Here is an 18,712-nt window from a genome sequence, read left to right on the forward strand (position 1 = left end):
AGCAGCATGGGATTAAGTAATAAAGAATTACCAAAATTAGGCTTTTTGTATATGGACTATGTCCTGAGATTTTTTGACCATTCAAATTTTAAAGGTTGGCCAAATAAAATAGAAACTGTAATATATCATTGGAAAAATGATAAAAAGAGATTTATTCAAGAAGTCAAAGATAAAAAAATTGATGTTCTTATAGGTAATGTTCCCGCTACTGCTTATGAAACTTTTCGTGAGATTGCACGCGCTCTTCCTCATGTGAGATTTATTCCATCACTAGATACACAGTTTTCAAACAAATCTAAAGAAAATGTAACAAGGTTTGCTTGGAAATATGATTTGCCGATTCCAAAAACATATATTTATTATAATCATAAAAATGCAGATAAATTTTTGCAAAAATGTGAATATCCTAAGATAATTAAAAAATCTTACGGGCCGTCAAACTACGGTGGTTATTTTGTGCATAAAGTAGACAGTTACAAAGAAGCTAGAGAACTTTTTGATGAAAAAAGATACCATCCTCAGTATTTTCAGGATTTTGTACCAATGGAAGCAGATATCCGTGTTATGCTCATAGGTCACAAACCGGTATGTGCGTTCTGGCGTCGTGCTCCTGAGGGTGAATGGCTGACAAACACTTCTCAAGGCGGAAGTATGGATTATATGGATGTTCCAAAATCTGTTCTTGATCTAGCAGTAAAGGTGTCAAAAGCTGCAAAAGCAGAATACTGGGCTTGTGATGTTGCTTACGGTAAAGATGGTAAAGTACGCATTTTAGAGTGTGCTACTGCATTTGCTGCATTCCCTTATATCCGAGATTGGATTGGTCAGTATCTAATGTGGCTTTTAAGTGAGGGCAGATTTAGAAAACCGCATATTCCAATGTTTAACTGGGAAGAGCTGGGTAAAATTTCTCCTGATTTACTCAGAACAATGCGTCATATCACATTTGGTCAATTTAATGCCAGTTATGACGGTGCATACTTTGGAAATAAGAAAAAAATGTATGGTAAAAAAGAAGTTTATATGCATGAACTTGATGAAAAATATAAAATATACCCTGTAAAACCAAGATACAGCGAAGAGTGGCCGAGCGAAACATGGAACTATCAAGACAAACTGGCGTTAAAACCTTTGCGTTCTTTGAAAAAAGATTCTAATATAGAAGTGCCTGTACCGACCAAAGATGAATCAAGTGAGTCTTTTACAAAAGATGAAGTTAAAATTACAAAGGATGAACTGAGTGATTTTTTAACATCTATAAATGGAATTGGTAAAAAGAAAGTTAAAAAAATAGTAAAACATTTTGGTGATGTAGAAGAAGTGATTGGTGTACTTCACCAAAATCCTACAATGCTCACAGAAATAAAAGGTATTACCGACAAGCTTGTAAAAAAAGTAAAAAAAGCATGGAAAAAGCTTCTAAAATAATATAAAAAAGGCAATACTTTTGAGCAAACAACCCTCTTTTACACATTTACATCTCCATACAGAATATTCACTGCTTGACGGTGCAAATAAACTCTCGAATCTTGTTTCGAGAGTCAAAGAACTTGGCATGACTTCAGTAGCTATGACTGATCATGGCAATATGTTTGGAGCTATTGATTTTTACAAGCAGATGAAGGGCGCAGGACTTAAACCAATTATCGGAATGGAAGGTTACATTCATAATGGTGAGACTTTGGGTGATAAAAGTACAAAACAGCGTTTTCATATCTGTTTATATGCCAAAAATAAAAAGGGATATGAAAATCTCATGTATCTCTCTTCAAAAGCTTTTATAGAAGGCTTTTACTACTTTCCGCGTATCAATAAAAAAGAGCTTCGTGAACATAGTGAAGGGCTTATCTGTACTTCTGCATGTCTTCAGGGCGAAGTAAACTGGCACTTAAATCTTCAAAATGAAAGAAATGTAAAAAACGGTGCCTTAGGGTATGAAGGTGCATTAAATGTCGCACGAGAATATCAAGATATTTTTGGAAATGATTTTTATCTTGAACTTATGCGTCACGGGATTGGTGACCAGCTCTATATAGATGAGCAGATACTTAAAATTTCTCGTGAGACAGGTATTAAAATAGTCGCAACAAATGATACGCACTATACATACCCGGATGATGCACAATATCATGAAGCTTTTATGTGTATTGGTATGAATAAACTTTATGATGATCCAAATCGTATGCGTCACTCTGTTCATGAGTTTTATATAAAATCTCCAGATGAAATGGCAAGACTGTTTGCTGATATTCCTGAAGCGCTCGAACATACCCAGGAGATTACAAATAAGATAGAAGATTTTGTGCCGATTGTAAAAACACCAACTCCGCCCAACTTTAAATTTACACAAGAATATGCAAAAGAAGAGGGTTTGGATATAGATTATCAAGATGACCCTCCTTTAGCTGATGATGCAAGTGAAGAGGAAAAGAAAAAATGGTTGAGCGCGGCTGATAAAAATGATGCCGAGTACTTTATAATTAAGTGCCGAGAGGGGCTGGAAAAACGCCTGAAAATAGTTCCAAAAGAACGTCATCAAGAATATCGTGACAGATTAGAGTTTGAAATGGATATTATTAACTCTATGAAATTTCCCGGTTATATGATGATTGTATGGGATTTTGTTAAAGAGGCGAAACGTATAGGTGTTGCGGTTGGACCTGGCCGAGGAAGTGCTGCTGGGAGTTTAGTTGCATATTCTTTAGAAATTACAGATATTGATCCTATGAAATATGACCTGCTGTTTGAGCGTTTTTTAAATCCTGAGCGTGTAAGTATGCCCGATATTGATATGGACTTTATGCAGGCTCGTCGTGGAGAAGTTATTGATTATGTAACGAAAAAATATGGGCGTAATCAGGTTGCACAGATTATTACTTTCGGTTCACTGCTTGCAAAAGGAGTTATCCGTGATGTTGCTCGCGTACTTGATATGCCGCTCTCTAAAGCAGATCAGATGGCAAAACTTGTTCCTGATGAACTTGGTATTACGCTCAATGGTAAAACAAAAAACGGTGAATTTAAAGATGGTGCTTTTCAAAAAGAGCCGAAACTCCGTGAGCTTGTAGAGAGTGATCCTCAAGTTGGGCGTGTTTGGGAATTTGCCAAAAAACTTGAAGGCCTCAAACGAAATGCCGGAATGCATGCAGCTGGTGTCGTTATTTCCAATGAAGAGCTTTGGAAAAAGACACCTATTTATAAGCCATCTGGTGAGGATACCTTTGTAACACAGTACTCGCTTAACTATATGGAAGATGTAGACTTAATCAAGTTTGACTTCTTGGGGCTGAAAACGCTTGATGTTATTGACAATGCAATTAAGCTGATTAAGAGAAGATATGATAAAGATATAGACTGGCATACGATAGATGAAAATGACAAAAATGTTTATGATGTCATTCAAACAGGTGAAACGGTAGGGATGTTTCAAATTGAATCCTCCGGTATGCAGGATTTGAATAAACGATTAAAACCTTCAAATTTTGAGGATTTAATTGCGGTCTTGGCACTCTATCGTCCGGGTCCTATGGAGTCGGGGATGCTTGATGACTTCATCGAGCGTAAACACGGACGTCAGGAAATTACCTATGTTTTTGAAGCGCTTGAAGAGATACTAAAACCTACTTACGGAGTAATTGTTTATCAAGAACAGGTAATGCAGATTGTGCAGACCATTGGAGGATTCAGTCTTGGCGGTGCAGACATTGTTCGTCGTGCTATGGGGAAGAAAAAAGTCGATGAGATGCTCAAATATAACAAAGAATTCTCAGAAGGTGCAGCAAAACAGGGACTAGATTATAAGACTGCATCAGAACTTTTTGATTTAATTGAAAAGTTTGCCGGATATGGTTTTAACAAGTCTCACTCGGCAGCCTATGCAATGGTTACATTCCAAACAGCATGGCTAAAAACTTACTATCCAAATGAATTTATGGCAGCCCTTTTAACGTCCGATAAAGACAATACTGAAAAGGTTGTCCGCTACATAGATGAAGTAAAGCGTATGGGTATTGAGCTTTCTCCTCCTGATATCTGTGACTCATATTTGGAGTTTTCAGCTATTACCAAAGAGAATCGTGAAATTATTCTTTTTGGTTTGGGCGGCATAAAAGGTGTCGGTGAAGCTGCCATACATGCAATGATCGAAGAGCGTGAAGAAAATGGTGATTATGCCTCTTTGCAGGATTTTGTCAATAGAATTGAACCTTCAAAAGTCAATAAACGTGTTGTTGAAGCAATTATAAAATCAGGCGGATTTGACAGATACGGCTACTCGCGCAAAGCACTATTGGACCAAATAGAACTTATAGTTGATACTGCAAAAAAAGCAAGTGAAGCAAAGAAAAATGTAGTCGGCAGTCTTTTTGGTGATGACGAAGAAATTACAACAGTGAGGCTTGAACTTAAAAATTCGGATGAGTATGAACTTAAAGAAATCTTGGAATTTGAAAAAGACACGCTGGGCTTTTATGTCTCAGGGCACCCGATGGATGATTTTCGTGAAGAGTTGGATGAATTAAACTATACGCTCTCTTCAGAACTTGAGAGTATTAAAGATGGTTCATTCGCTATATTTATCGGAAAAGTTGAAGAAATACAGAAAAAAATCTCTAAAAAAGGAAATCAGTTCGGTATAGTGAACTTGATGGATTTTCATGGAAATATAGAAATTATGCTTTTTTCCGACAAGTTAGAACAACTAGGTGAAATGGATTTGGAAGAACCGGTTGCATTTAAGGCAAGAGTAACACATACTGATTTTGGACCACGCTTGAATGTAACAAAAATAATGACGCTCAAACAGGCAAAAAAAGAGACAAAAAAAGTTAAAACAGAGATTCAAGAAGCACCGCCTGAACCAATAAATCTGGCTGTAAGACTTAGTAATAATTTTGATGTATTGGAAAATCTCTATAGTATGATAAGACAAAACCCGGGGAATCGACCGCTCAAAATAACAATAATTTCAAAACTTCATAATGTTGTTATAGACTCTGCAATACGCGTAGATAGTAAAATTATTACTGCCTTGGATGGTAATGAATTTGTGGATTTAATATAATAAATAATTGTAAGGGTATTTACTATGGCGTTTGAACTTATGGATTTGAAACAAAATAATTCGAGTTTACTAAATCTTTTAACACAACATCTTCCAGATATGTTGTGGGTAAAGGATTTAGAAGGTAAATATATATATGCAAACAAAGCTATATGTAATGATTTATTGATGGCAAAAGACACACAGGAGCCTATAGGAAAAGGTGATATCTTTTTTGCATTAAGAGAAAGAGAAGCACATAAAGAAATTGCTGATTGGCATACATTTGGAGAACTTTGCTTTAATAGTGATCAATTGGTGATTGACAGCAACAAGGCTATGAAGTTTGAAGAGTATGGGAATGTTAAGGGTAAACTTATGTATTTGGAGGTATATAAAGCTCCATTTTATGATAAAGATGGAAATATCATAGGCACTGTGGGAGCAGGCCGTGATATTACACAGTTGAAAAAAATCCAATTTGATTTAGAAAACAGTTTAGAAGAATTAGATACAAAAAGAGATCAATTGGAGTTTCAGGCAAATCATGATGCTCTGACCGGTTTGCCAAATCGTGTTCTTTTTATGGACAGACTAACGCAAGCAATTAAGTTAGCTAAAAGAGAAAAACAACATGTTGCAGTTCTTTTCTTAGATATAGATGATTTTAAAAAGATAAATGACTCATTGGGACATCATGTAGGGGATGAAATTCTAATTGAAGTAACACAAAGAATGTTACTCAAAATGCGAAAATCTGACACACTTGCAAGACTTGGTGGTGATGAGTTTTGTATTATAATAAATAATATTAAAGATATAGATGATGTGTCCAAAATTATCGAAAATGGAATGGAGGTTTTTAGAGATCCATTTATTACTCAGGAGCATACCTTATATATAAGTATAAGTGTTGGTGTATCTTTGTACCCAAATGATGGAAAAGATGCTATTGCATTATTGAAAAATTCAGATGCTGCAATGTATAAAGCAAAACAAAATACTCGAGATAGATATAGCTTTTATGATGAAGAAATGACAAAAAAAGCATACGAAAGAATTTTTCTTGAAACCGAGATGCGTAAAGCTTTTGAAAAAGATGAATTTGTTGTTTATTTTCAACCGCAGGTCCATGCAAAAACAAAGATCTTAACAGGTATGGAAGCACTTGTAAGGTGGCAACATCCTGATATGGGATTTATTTATCCTGATAGATTTATTCCTTTGGCAGAATCAACGGGAATGATTATAAAGCTTGACAGGATAGTGATGAAAAAAGCAATTTCACAATTTTCTCGTTGGAAAAAAAGCGGTCTTGAGCCAAAAAAAGTTTCTATTAATTTGACAATGACACAATTGGCAGAAGGAGATTTTTATAAGTTTATAAAAGAGTTGTTAGAATATGAAAATGTTTCGGCAAGTGAAGTGGAATTTGAAATTACTGAAAGAGAAATTATGGGTAATCCAGATGCATCCATAAAGGCTTTAGAAAAACTTAATGAATTAGGCATATCAGTTGCTATTGATGATTTTGGAACAGGCTATTCATCGCTAACTTATTTAAAAAGACTTCCTATTAATAAATTGAAAATTGATAAATCATTCATTGATAATATACCTAAAGATTTATCTGATTCTGCCATAGTAAAAACTATAATAAATTTATGTGAAAATTTAGAACTGCAAGTGATTGCAGAAGGTGTTGAAGAAGAAAATCAAAATGATTTTTTATTTGAAAATAATTGTGAAGATATACAAGGTTTTCTTTTTTCTCATCCAATCAATGTAAAAGATATGGAAGAATTTATAAAAAAACATACTTAAGGATATAATTTGAATAAACAAGATTTCAATGAAGGTCTTCTAGGCTTTTTAGATGCTTCGCCAACACCTTTTCATGCAACAAACAATATGTCGATGATGTTTGAGAATGCCGGATTTATAAAACTCAATGAAGTTGATAAATGGGAATTGGAGGCAGGACAAAAGTATTATGTCACCCGTAATGATTCTTCTATTATCGCTTTTACTTACCCTAAAACAGATCTAAAGTATACAATGGTTGGTGTGCATACAGATTCCCCAAATCTAAAACTAAAACCTAATTCTGTTATAAAAGAGCACGGTGCTGTAAAGTTTGGAGTAGAGAGCTACGGAGGGCTTCTTTTAAACCCTTGGTTTGACAGAGATTTGTCTTTGGCCGGTCGTGTAAGTTATCTTGATTCTAATGACAGACTTCAAAGCGCTCTTATTAATGTGCAAAAGCCAATAGCTGTTATTCCATCACTTGCTATTCATTTGGATGACAAAGCGAATAAAGACAGAACTGTCAATAAACAAACCGATATCTGTCCAATTTTGACAACAAATGAAGATTTTGATTTTGATGAGTTTATTAAGTGGCAGCTCTCAAATAACGGTATTAATGATGTAAAAGAATTATATGCGAATGAACTGAGTTTTTATGATACGCAAAAGGCTGCATTTGTAGGCTTACGAGATGATTTTATTGCAAGCGCACGACTTGATAATTTACTCAGTTGTTACACAGGTATGCTTAGTATTTGCAGTATTAATGCAGATAAACCGATGCTTTTTATTGCAAGTGATCATGAAGAGGTGGGGAGTGAATCGACAAGCGGGGCAGGTGGCAGCTTTTTGGAAAATACTCTGCACAGAATGTTTGATGATTATGAAGAGTATATGCAGATGATAAGAGCCTCTTTAATGATTAGTGCGGACAATGCACATGCAATTCATCCAAATTACCCTTCAAAACATGACACTAATCATGCGCCATATATAAACAAGGGGGCCGTTATAAAAGTCAACGCAAATCAAAGATATGCTTCAAACTCAACTACTATTTCGAAGTTTATGAATACGGCTTCATCGCTTCATGAGCCACTGCAAAACTTTGTGACAAGAAGTGATATGGGCTGCGGTTCTACCATAGGACCAATTACAGCAACAAGAATAGGAATAGACACAATAGATGTAGGCCTGCCAACTTGGGCTATGCACTCTATACGTGAGATTGCAGGGAGTGATGATGCACACTCTTTATATAAAATACTGATAGGACTTAGGGCCTAATGGCATCTATTACTCCAGAAGAACTTGATGTTTTAATTCAGCAGACCTATAAAGTAGAAAACGAGTTTAATGAACTCAAAGCATCCTATGCCCATTTGCAGGATACCGTTGAAAAAGTTGTAGAATTTTTACCTAATGCTATTTGGATTCTCAACAGCGACAACAGTGTATTTTTACAAAATTCGCATGCAAGAGAGTTATGGGAACTTCTAAAACTTTTACAATATCGTGATGAAGATTATGAAATTAAGTTTAATGCCCGCTCATACCTTGTAAAAAGTTCTTCATACAAAGATAAAATTATGCTCAGTGCAACAGATATTACAGAGCAAAAACGCAAAGAAAATCTTGCTACAATGGGGCAGATGGCAGCACATCTCTCTCATGAAATCAGAAATCCTATCGGTGCAATTTCTCTTATGAGTTCGACGTTGAAAAAACGGGTTATTCCTGAAAATATTCCTATAGTCGAAGAGATACAAAAATCGGTATACAGAATTGATAGAATAATAAAAGCAACTTTGATGTTTTCAAAGGGTGTTGAAGCTCAAAAACATGAAATTAGTTGGAGTCAGCTCAAAGAGTCCATAGATATGTCTATTACGTATTATGGATATTCTAAAGAGATAAGATTTGACTTTCCAAAAGATAATTTTACAATGAATGCAGACAAAGATTTGCTTGAAATGTTGTTTTCAAACTTTATCACCAATGCCATAGATGCTATAGAAGAAGATGATAATGAAGACGGACTTGTCGAAATAATATATGACAATGATGAACAATATCACATATTTAAAATTTATGACAGCGGTATAGCAATAGACAATGAAAAAGAGCTTTTTGAAGCATTTAAAAGTACAAAAGTAAAAGGAAATGGTTTAGGCCTGGTTCTTTCCCGTCAAATAGCTGAAGCACATGGTGGGAGTGTATGTTTATATACTACTGAAAAAAAATGTTTTGAAGTAAAAATTAGAATATAAAATATATAATTGGAATAACATTTGCTAACATTTAGTTAAATATAAGGGATACACTTTATGATAAAAGACAGAGATATTCTAAGTTTACTTGACCATATTAAGATTGATTCAAATACAGTTACTTGTTATTTTAAGTGTTCTCAAACAAATAAGAGTGTTGTGTCTATCGTGCCATTTGAACCTTATGATGGAAAAATAGAGTTGTCATATAAAGATATTTTACTTCATCCTCTCAAGTCATATAATAGATATTATCACACACCAATTGTCATTTATGGCAATGAAAATGAAAATACAATAGTCTATAAAGCATTTAAAAAAGTATCCAATAAATTTAGATGGAATGCACAAAATAATAAATATATTTGTCTTTAGTCTAATGGTATAAGCTGTATAGAATTTTTATATAATCTATTTTAATTACTTTTATCACATAAATATCACATAAGTAAAATTACTATAATATAAGTTTTTTTTATTTTTTAATCTTACCTTAAATTACAAAATTTGATACTCAATTTGATTTTAGAAAAGGGGAGATTTGAAACTATGAGAAAAAATAAGATATTAGTTTCTTTGGTTGCATCAGTTGCATTTATGTCCATAACATCATCTTCTGTTTTAGCTTATGATAAGAACCCACCGTTCAAATTAGATAAGCTCAAGCAGTATACTGAAGTTGGGGCAGATGGAAAAAAATTAGAGGCTATGAGCCGAAAAATGATTACAATGTTTTTATTAATTATGAACTAGGCATGCATTGTGTTGGATTTGAGATGAGTTACTGTTGTGTAATTCCTCCATACAACTCTATTCAGGCACAGGCTGTTGCAGCGGGCGAAAGCGGAAAATTACCTAAGCTATTAAGTCCTGATGATGATGTAAAACTTTATTATTATACTAGAGACAACTCTTATAGTGAAGGTAATAAAATGAAATACTGGTCTGTAGCAAAAGATGCAGACGGCGATGGGCATTTTGACTCTCCGGGTGATAATGTTGCCAATTATGTTTGGACACACCTTTTTATATATAAAGATTTAGAAGGCACAAAACCTGCAGGTGCAACAGATAAAGATCGCCTTCGTATAGGACGTCAAATTCCTGTTAACATTGACAGCGGACCTTCTGGAAAACCTCTCTCCGGTGGTTATTTGGAATATGCAGGAAAAAATGGTGGAAATATTGTCATGACAGATACACTCGTTCCCCCTGTAAAAGATGTTAAATTAGTACTTACTGCTTCTCACCTTTGGGATGCACTCGGCCTTCCTCTTACTGCTTTTAATGATACAACACGAAAAGGTACTATTCGTTCTGTAACAGAAAAAGATTTCCAACCCTTCCAGTATTCTACAGTTGAAATGCATGACAGAACAGGAAAAGGGATGAAAAACTCTTCTGGTATGCCTGTTTCATATTTTGGTACAAACCCTGTAGATATACCAAACTGTTATGCTTGTCACTCACGAAACGGTAAGGCAGCACAAATGGCTCGGGATGAAGGGATTAAATATTCTGACAAAGAGTATAAATACTGGAAAAGCTATCCCGATGAGAGTGAATATATGGCAAGACTTGCGGAATCTTCTATAAATATTCTTTCATTACATGATAAACATCATGAGACAACATTTTTAAAAGACTATAGAGAGAATGCTTCGGGAAATAGACTTGGCTCAACAGGACTTGTAAACTGTGCTGATTGTCATGGTGATAATGTATCAGGTAACTTGCAAGAACCTCGTCCTACTGCAACAGGGTACAAAGCTGTAAAAGCAATGCCTTTAAGTGAAGCAATTCACGGTTTTCACCTTGGAATGGTTCCTATGCCTGATGGCGGTGGAAGAAGTCAAGCATGTCAGTCATGTCACCCGACACACTTTCAGAATCCGAATATGAATGATGACTCTAATCCATTTAGAGTAACAGACAGATACGGTGAAGGAAGATTTTCTAAAGGAGATATTAGAAAATCAGGCGGCGGATGTTATGTACGTCGTGATGCGCACTCAAATCCAAATGCGAAACCACCGTTTTTCCTAAATGATTATGGAAAATGGCAATATAAAAATGTTTCTATAAAAGATGAACATGGTAAACCTACGAAAGAGTTAAGAGGCTTATACTGTACAAACTGTCATACAAAAGCAGCACAGGCTTTTCAAAATTATGATAATATTAAGCATGACAGTACACAGTCAGGTAAAACTCTGAGAAATAAAACACTCAAAGAGATGATTAAAGCAATATCACATGGTGATGCCAAAGCTTTTGCCGCGATTGCAGATCCTAAAACAACCGGCAATAATGAAGTTATGAAGTATTATACAGAGCACAAATCTGCAACATTGGTGAAAAATGTTGGTAAAGATGGCAAGTTAGACCTTAAACCTTGGAATCATCCAAAAGGCGGCGCTGTTCCATATGCTGCGGCATCTGGTGGTAATGACTGGTGGTTGGCAGCATCTGAGCCGCATTGTGCGGACTGTCATGTTGCTCCGTTTGTAGAGAGTGAAACAGGTGGAAAATACTTTCCGATTGATTTGCCGAATAAATACTCTTTATACAGATATTCAAAAGGACACGGAGACATCGCTTGTCAATCTTGTCATGAATCAACACATGGTCTGTACTCTACGAGATATGACGGAAAAGAGCGTTCTGTAGATGTTACAACTCACGAACAGGCACTTCAGTATTCTCCTGATGGTAAATATGCAGGACCTGTTACATGTTCAGCATGTCATACGGTCAATGATAAAGGTGTTCCTTTACAGCTTAAAGATACTAAGTATGCAAATGATTATTGGGCTTCTGTTACTTTGGCGCACTTTATGAGAAGTGGAGACCAAAAACTTTCAGTAGATGAATTGGTGAAAAAATATCCATATTCTAAATCTACAAATATCGTCAAAAAAGGGTGGAAGTAGTATTTATGAATAAATATATACATTTCATTGTATTTTTTACATGTATAAGTTCAAGCACATTAAGTGCTGAACTTGTTAAAGAGTATTTTGATAAAACCCATAAAGAGCTAAAAAGCGAAACACATTATATAGACGGTACGCATACAAAAATAGCTAAAGGAATTAAGGACGGTATAGAAAAAATTTACTATCAATCTGGCGCTTTGGCATATGTTGTTAATTATATAGATGGAAAAAGAGACGGTATTTTGACATGGTATGACAGAGACGGCAATAAACTCTCAGATGTGAGTTATAAAATGGGACTTATGCATGGACGAGAGACATCATATTATAAAGATGGAAGCATAAAGCATACTATGACGTATATTGATGACAAAAAAGAAGGCTTTTTAAAAGAGTATTATGATAACGGTATTGTTGCATTACATGTAGAGTATATTAACAATAAAAAAGAGGGCGTTCAAAAAGAATATACCTACGAAGGCAAATTATACAGCGAAGTTCTTTATAAAAATAATTATAAAGAAGGTTTGCAAAAATGGTATGATAATAATGGAAAAACAACGAAAACTGAACTATTTAAACATGACATACCGGTCAATGTTATGAAGCAAATTAAAAATAAAAATAAAGAGGCTAATATTCTAATAAACAATATTGATTTTTCTCCCCAAAAACAAAAATAACACTTCTTTAAGTGCTGTTTGACACTCTCTATTATCTTATTCTCAGTATAATAATTTTTTTTTAAAAGGCTTAAATAATGAAAAAAATTCTCTCTTTAATTGGTTCAATGCATACTATGGCAATTTTAATGCTTATATTTGCATTTACCATAGGGTACGCGACTATAGTTGAAAATGACTATGGAACGATGACTGCAAAAGCAGAAATTTATAATGCGAGATGGTTTGAAGTTTTACTTGGCTTGTTGGCACTTAATCTTTCATATAATATTTATAAATTCAAGATGTATAAGCTGAGTAAAGCTCCTCTTTTTATATTTCATGTGGCATTTTTAGTCATATTGTTTGGGGCGGCAGTAACCAGATACTTTGGTTATGAAGGTACTATGCATATTCGTGAAGGAGGCACTTCTTCGTCTATTCTAAGTGCAGATCCATATATGAATGTGCAGGTGAATGAGGGTAGTGATAAAAAGCAACTCTCTAAAATTTTATATCTTTCTAAAAGAGGCAATAATGATTTTGAAGCATCTTTCAAATTTAAAGATAAAAAAGTTGATGTAAAACTTGTAGAGTATATTCCTAATGCTATAGAAACTTTGGTGGAAGATAAAAATGGCAAAGCTATAGCTAAACTCATGATTACAGGCGGAGGTAAAGGAAAACCTGTAGCTTTGGAAGAGGGCAAGTTTTATAATGCGGGAAATTTTATCTTGGATTTTAATTCAGGTGAAGAGTTTAATAAGCCTGTTATAGCTATGTATATAAAAGACGGCACGCTGTATATGAAACACAATATGAAACTTTCTTATTTAAAAATGACTGATCGTTCTAAAGGCGATTTAAATGCAAATGAGAATGAAATATTCAACAAAAGAGTCTTGTACAGTACTGATTTAGGTGGTTTTGTGCTACGTAACTTTATGCTGCATGCACATAAAAAAGTTGTTTCAAACCCTAAATCTATATTGAGAGCTTCAGGTGTAGATGCCCTTAAGTTTTTGGTCCGTAGTAGTGATGCGCAAAAAGAAGTGTTGGTATATGCACAAAAAGGTCTTCAAGGTATGCCGGCTAATGTAGATATAAACGGTTTACATGTAAGTATTGCTTACGGTTCAAAAGAGATAAAAATTCCGTTTAAAATTAAGCTTCGTGATTTTCAGTTAGACAGATATCCCGGTTCTATGAGTCCTGCATCGTATGCAAGTGAAGTTGAGCTTATTGATAAAGAGATGGGTATAGATATGAAATACAGAATATATATGAACCACATTTTAGAGCATAGACATTACAGATTTTTCCAGGCTTCTTATGATATGGATGAAAAAGGAACAGTATTGTCAGTAAATCATGATCCGGGAACATTGCCGACTTATATAGGCTATTTTTTATTGGCACTTGGTATGTTTTGGGCACTTTTTTCAAAAAAACACAGATTTGCGAAGCTCTCGGCAAAAGCAAAAAAAGCAAGTGAATGTAAAATCGTTCCGGCATTGCTTATTGCAGGGTTAGCGTTTGCTGTTACACCGGGAAAGGCTGCCGAGCTTGATCCGGCGATTAAAACAATACTCTCTTTTGATAAAAATCATGCGCAAAAATTTGGACACTTGGTAGTGCAAGATACAAAAGGACGTATGAAGCCTATAGACACGCTCTCTTTGGAAGTGTTGGCAAAAATACACAGAAGTGCTACATTAAAAGTCGGCAAAACAGAGTTAAGCTCAAATCAGGTTCTTCTTGGAATGATGATACGTCCTGATATATATAGAGATATAAAACTCATTCAAACAAATGATGAAAAAATAAATGAAGCTATCGGTGTACGAAAAGATGCAAAATATGCTTCTTTTGCTCAATTCTTTCAAGACCCTGAAGGTATGAGAGGGTATAAAATTTTAAATCTTGTTGATGAAGCTTCAAGAAAGGCACCAAAAGACAGAAATAAATTAGACAAAGCTGCTCTAAAAATTGATGAAAAAGTGAATGTTGTATATATGGTTTTTACAGGTTCACTCCTGAAAATTTGGCCTAAACCAAATGATTTAAATAACAAATGGTATGCAACAATTGAAGCTTTAAAAACTTTTGATGCCGAGCAGGCTTTAAAAGTCAGAACGATAGCCATAGAGTATTTTACGGCTGTTGATGCCGCTCTTTCAAGTGGAGACTGGAGTAAAGCTGATACAGGATTGAAAAAGATAGATGAATATCAAAAGTTTTACGGTTCAGCAGTTTATCCGAGTGAAAATAAAATAAAAGCAGAAATTTTTTACAATCACTCAAATATTTTTGAAATTCTTTGGCCATTATATTTTATAATGGGTTTTGTACTGTTGATTTTGAGTTTTGTAAAAATTTTAAAGCCTAAATTTCAAATGGAAAAAATCACAAAGCTTTCTTTAGGACTTTTAGCCATTTTCTTTATTGTACATACGCTTGGGCTTACTCTTCGATGGTATATTTCAGGGCATGCACCATGGTCAAATGGTTTTGAGTCAATGACATATATCGCGTGGGCAACAGTTTTGGCAGGATTTATCTTCTCTAAACAGTCACCGATAACGCTGGCATCCACCTCAATTTTGGCAGGTTTGATTCTGTTTGTAGCACATTTAAGCTGGATGAATCCACAGATTACAAATCTTGTACCTGTACTTAATTCTTACTGGCTCAGTATACATGTATCGATGATTACGGCAAGTTACGGCTTTTTAGGGCTTGGCGCTCTGCTTGGATTTATTACTCTGATTCTGTTTATAGTGAAAAATGATAAAAATGACAAACAGATATCACTTTCAATTAAAGAGTTGAATGCAATCAATGAAATGAGTTTGATGATAGGGCTCGTTCTATTGACTGTTGGAAATTTTTTAGGCGGTGTCTGGGCAAATGAATCATGGGGTAGATACTGGGGATGGGATCCAAAAGAGACTTGGGCATTAGTGACTATTTTGGTTTATGCCGTTGTTGTACATGTAAGATTTATTAAATCTATCTATAATGATTTTAATTACAGTGTTATTTCACTTTTAGCCTTTACCTCAGTTTTAATGACTTACTTTGGAGTAAATTATTATCTTGCAGGTATGCATTCATACGCAAAAGGCGACCCTGTTCCTATTCCTGACTTTGTTCCGGTAACGTATGCCATAGTATTTGTAATCATTGCACTTGCCTTTAGAAACAGAAAATTAGCATAGATATGATAGACTTTAGGCAAGGTTGAAACCTTGCTTCCGAAAAGCTTGAAACTTTTTCGGAATTCAGGTTTTCAAACACTAAAGTGTGAGTTATAAAAAACTAAATTTTTTCGGAACCTAGGTTTTAACCTAGGCTAAAATATATCTGTAATATAAAGAGGAAATACCCTTGGAGTTTAAAGGTTTTAGTAAAAAAACACTTCCATTTTTAGAATCAATACGCAAAAATAATAATAAAGAGTGGTTTAGTGCCCATAAAAAAGAGTATGAAGAACTCATTTTAAATCCATCTCGTGCTTTTGTTACAGAGATGGGAGAACACCTTCAAGCTCTCGAACCTTTTATAAATGCAATCCCAAAAATAAATAAATCTCTCTATAGAATCTATCGTGATACAAGACGCCCCAATGCACTAGCTATGCCTATTAAAGAGCGAATAGGTGTTATATTTTGGCAGGGAAATACTAAAAGAATGCAAAGTTCATCATTTTATTTACACTTTTCCCCTGATGAACTCTATGTGGCTGTCGGTGTGAGATGGTTTGAAAAACCTATGCTTGATGCTTTTCGAGAAACTATTAAAAATGATGATAAACGTACCCAACTTGCAAAAATACTTGAAGATATAAAAGCCAAAGACAAAGGATATACGCATCTTGAAAAGGGCTATAAACGTTACCCTAAAGGATTTTCTGCAGATATGGCACATGCTGATTTGAGTCTCTATAAAGGTATGGCAACATATAAGATGCTTGACCCGCATCTCATCGAAGACGGGGATAAACTTATAAATACACTTTATAAAATCTATGAGGATATGCTGCCTTTGCAGCAGTTTATGTATGCAGTGAGCCTCAGAGTTGAACATGACTAATATTTTTGATTATGAGTTGCCTAAACCTGACAGTGAACATTTTAAAACTCTCCTCAAAGAAAAAAATGTAGAGATAAAAACAGTAGTAAGCAACGCACTGAAAACACCGCAGACATTTGTTGATAAGAAAGACGAATGGGTAGTTGTCTTAAAAGGCTGTGCAAAATTAGAAATAAATGGTATAGTACACAAATTAAAAAGCGGAGACACTTTGTTTATAGCCGCAAATACAAAGCATACACTGCTTAAAACAAAAAAAGTTGTTGTCTGGCTGAGTGTATATATAGGATAAAGATTGAAAAAAGAAGCAATAGTTTTACTGAATATGGGTGGACCGAACAACCTGAATGAAGTTGAAATATTTTTAAAAAATATGTTTGCAGATAAAAACATACTTACTATGAAAAGCAGCCTTGTAAGAAAAATGGTGGGTGGGCTGATAGTTTTTAACCGCACAGAGTCTTCTCAAGAAATTTACAGAGAGCTTGGCGGAAAATCACCTATTGTCGGACATACAAAAAAACTTGTGCAAAAACTGCAAAAAAAACTCGGTGAAAAATTTATTGTCGATTTTGCTATGCGCTACACTCCACCTTTTGCATGTGCAGTGGTGGATCGTTTAAACAAAGAAGATATTGATAAAATATATCTTATTCCAATGTATCCGCAGTATTCTACAACGACGACAAAGTCATCGCTTGAAGACTTCGAAGAGTGCTATCATAATAGTAAAGGCAATGCGCTTTTAGTGGAAATAAAACATTTTTTTGAAAATACAACATATAATAATGCTGTAATTGAAAGCATCAAAAAAAGGGTAGGAGAGAGTGAATATCGTGATTTTGATATTATTTTTTCTGCACACGGGCTGCCTCAAAAGATTATAGATGCCGGTGATGTGTATGAAAAACATGTTAACCGTCATGTAAGCATTTTAAAAGAGATGATGCAGCAAGAGGAGATGGAGTTTCATAATGTTCATTTGGCATACCAGTCAAAAGTAGGGCGGATGCAATGGCTGACACCTTCACTTGAAGAGAAGCTAAAAACGGTCAGAAACAGAGGCGTTATTATTTTTCCTATTGCTTTTACTATTGATAACTCAGAAACAGATTATGAACTAGATATTGAGTATAGAGAAATTGCCCAAGAGTTAGGTTTTAAAGACTATCGTGTATGTAAATGTCCAAATGACAGCGACTTGTTTGTAGATGCTTTGGCTGAAGTTTATAAGAAGATGAAGTAATGCAGAAAATAGTTATTTTTGACATGGACGGTACGTTGATTGATTCGAAAAAAGATATTACTATATCAGTAAACTATGTAAGAAAAATTAATCATAATCTGCCGCCGCTCGGTGAAGAGTTCATAGTAGATGCGATTAACAAAGAAGTGCGAAATCTGCCTAAACTTTTTTATAATACCGAAGTCTATGAAACAGCTGACAGAGAGCTTTTTGAAAAGCATTATAAAGAGCAGTGTATAGAACATCCTTACCTGTATGAAGGGGTAAAAGAGATGCTCGAAGCTTTACATGTAAATGGGGTAAAACTTTCTGTGGCGACAAATGCACCGACACAATTTGCATTGACAATGCTTAAGCATTTACATGTAGCTGATATGTTTGATATGATAGTAGGGGCAGACAAAGTAAAGGCATCAAAACCCAATCCTGATATGATACATAAAATTTTGAATTTTTATCATTATGATAAGTCTAAAGACAAAGCTTGGATGGTTGGAGATAACTCGAAAGATATAAAAAGTGCGAATAATGCCGAAATTGGAGCAATTTTTGCAGCATGGGGCTTTTCTGCACATGGCACTCATTCTGTGATTGTGAAGCATCCCAAGGAAATATTGGATATTGTTTTATAGAAAATTATGATACAATAA

At 34.7% G+C, this 18,712-nt stretch carries 14 protein-coding genes; all 14 read left to right on the plus strand.

All coding sequences use genetic code 11. The annotated features are described in order from the left end of the window. The first annotated feature begins 6 nt into the window (after positions 1–6). The gene (locus tag SAUT_RS05130) at positions 7–1,428 is read left to right on the plus strand and encodes an ATP-grasp domain-containing protein (protein ID WP_013326812.1); all 1,422 of its coding nucleotides are present in this window, start codon (positions 7–9) and stop codon (positions 1,426–1,428) included. Between the two features lie 19 nt (positions 1,429–1,447). Beyond that, on the plus strand, positions 1,448–5,062 hold the full coding sequence (gene dnaE / locus SAUT_RS05135; RefSeq protein ID WP_013326813.1) for a DNA polymerase III subunit alpha: 3,615 nt from the start codon (positions 1,448–1,450) through the stop codon (positions 5,060–5,062). A 24-nt stretch (positions 5,063–5,086) separates the two neighbouring features. Next, positions 5,087–6,865: a sensor domain-containing protein gene (locus SAUT_RS05140; protein ID WP_013326814.1), complete on the plus strand. Its 1,779-nt coding sequence runs from the start codon at positions 5,087–5,089 to the stop codon at positions 6,863–6,865. 9 nt (positions 6,866–6,874) lie between these two features. Next, positions 6,875–8,137: a M18 family aminopeptidase gene (locus SAUT_RS05145; protein ID WP_013326815.1), complete on the plus strand. Its 1,263-nt coding sequence runs from the start codon at positions 6,875–6,877 to the stop codon at positions 8,135–8,137. Then, positions 8,137–9,120 (plus strand): sensor histidine kinase, encoded by a 984-nt coding sequence (locus SAUT_RS05150; RefSeq protein WP_013326816.1) that lies wholly within the window; start codon positions 8,137–8,139, stop codon positions 9,118–9,120. The genes SAUT_RS05145 and SAUT_RS05150 overlap by 1 nt, the downstream gene beginning before the upstream one ends. A 57-nt stretch (positions 9,121–9,177) precedes the next feature. Continuing rightward, positions 9,178–9,495 carry a hypothetical protein gene (locus SAUT_RS05155; protein ID WP_013326817.1) on the plus strand — a complete coding sequence of 106 codons (318 nt, stop codon included), beginning with the start codon at positions 9,178–9,180 and terminating at the stop codon, positions 9,493–9,495. A 174-nt stretch (positions 9,496–9,669) separates the two neighbouring features. Then, complete coding sequence (locus SAUT_RS11425; RefSeq protein ID WP_013326818.1) at positions 9,670–9,873, plus strand: hypothetical protein; 204 nt, start codon at positions 9,670–9,672, stop codon at positions 9,871–9,873. Positions 9,874–9,875: 2 nt separating this feature from the next. Further along, the gene (locus tag SAUT_RS05160; protein ID WP_223175434.1) at positions 9,876–12,053 is read left to right on the plus strand and encodes a hypothetical protein; all 2,178 of its coding nucleotides are present in this window, start codon (positions 9,876–9,878) and stop codon (positions 12,051–12,053) included. 5 nt (positions 12,054–12,058) lie between these two features. After that, complete coding sequence (locus tag SAUT_RS11050) at positions 12,059–12,742, plus strand: toxin-antitoxin system YwqK family antitoxin (RefSeq protein ID WP_013326820.1); 684 nt, start codon at positions 12,059–12,061, stop codon at positions 12,740–12,742. Between the two features lie 77 nt (positions 12,743–12,819). Then, entirely contained in the window at positions 12,820–15,942 is a 3,123-nt protein-coding gene (locus SAUT_RS05170; RefSeq protein ID WP_013326821.1) for a cytochrome c biogenesis protein, read from the plus strand. 169 nt (positions 15,943–16,111) lie between these two features. Then, a complete protein-coding gene (locus tag SAUT_RS05175) occupies positions 16,112–16,816 on the plus strand; it encodes a DUF2461 domain-containing protein (RefSeq protein WP_013326822.1) in 705 nt (234 codons plus the stop codon). Then, complete coding sequence (locus SAUT_RS05180) at positions 16,809–17,108, plus strand: cupin domain-containing protein (protein WP_013326823.1); 300 nt, start codon at positions 16,809–16,811, stop codon at positions 17,106–17,108. The genes SAUT_RS05175 and SAUT_RS05180 overlap by 8 nt, the downstream gene beginning before the upstream one ends. Positions 17,109–17,111: 3 nt before the next feature. Continuing rightward, positions 17,112–18,062: a ferrochelatase gene (gene hemH, locus SAUT_RS05185; protein ID WP_013326824.1), complete on the plus strand. Its 951-nt coding sequence runs from the start codon at positions 17,112–17,114 to the stop codon at positions 18,060–18,062. Then, positions 18,062–18,694, plus strand: a complete 633-nt coding sequence (locus tag SAUT_RS05190) for an HAD family hydrolase (protein ID WP_013326825.1) — start codon at positions 18,062–18,064, stop codon at positions 18,692–18,694. Before hemH ends, SAUT_RS05190 begins: the two co-directional genes overlap by 1 nt. The last annotated feature ends 18 nt before the right edge of the window (positions 18,695–18,712 follow it).

The organism is Sulfurimonas autotrophica DSM 16294 (assembly GCF_000147355.1).
Classification (GTDB): Bacteria; Campylobacterota; Campylobacteria; order Campylobacterales; family Sulfurimonadaceae; genus Sulfurimonas; species Sulfurimonas autotrophica.

Excerpts from the sequence above, each read along its gene's own strand:
- SAUT_RS05130 (WP_013326812.1), top strand. The coding sequence starts at position 7 with ATGGGATTAAGTAATAAAGAATTACCAAAATTAGGCTTTTTGTATATG.
- SAUT_RS05140 (WP_013326814.1), top strand. The coding sequence starts at position 5,087 with ATGGCGTTTGAACTTATGGATTTGAAACAAAATAATTCGAGTTTACTA.
- SAUT_RS05150 (WP_013326816.1), top strand. The coding sequence starts at position 8,137 with ATGGCATCTATTACTCCAGAAGAACTTGATGTTTTAATTCAGCAGACC.
- SAUT_RS05155 (WP_013326817.1), top strand. The coding sequence starts at position 9,178 with ATGATAAAAGACAGAGATATTCTAAGTTTACTTGACCATATTAAGATT.
- SAUT_RS11425 (WP_013326818.1), top strand. The coding sequence starts at position 9,670 with ATGAGAAAAAATAAGATATTAGTTTCTTTGGTTGCATCAGTTGCATTT.
- SAUT_RS05160 (WP_223175434.1), top strand. The coding sequence starts at position 9,876 with ATGCATTGTGTTGGATTTGAGATGAGTTACTGTTGTGTAATTCCTCCA.
- SAUT_RS11050 (WP_013326820.1), top strand. The coding sequence starts at position 12,059 with ATGAATAAATATATACATTTCATTGTATTTTTTACATGTATAAGTTCA.
- SAUT_RS05170 (WP_013326821.1), top strand. The coding sequence starts at position 12,820 with ATGAAAAAAATTCTCTCTTTAATTGGTTCAATGCATACTATGGCAATT.
- SAUT_RS05180 (WP_013326823.1), top strand. The coding sequence starts at position 16,809 with ATGACTAATATTTTTGATTATGAGTTGCCTAAACCTGACAGTGAACAT.
- SAUT_RS05190 (WP_013326825.1), top strand. The coding sequence starts at position 18,062 with ATGCAGAAAATAGTTATTTTTGACATGGACGGTACGTTGATTGATTCG.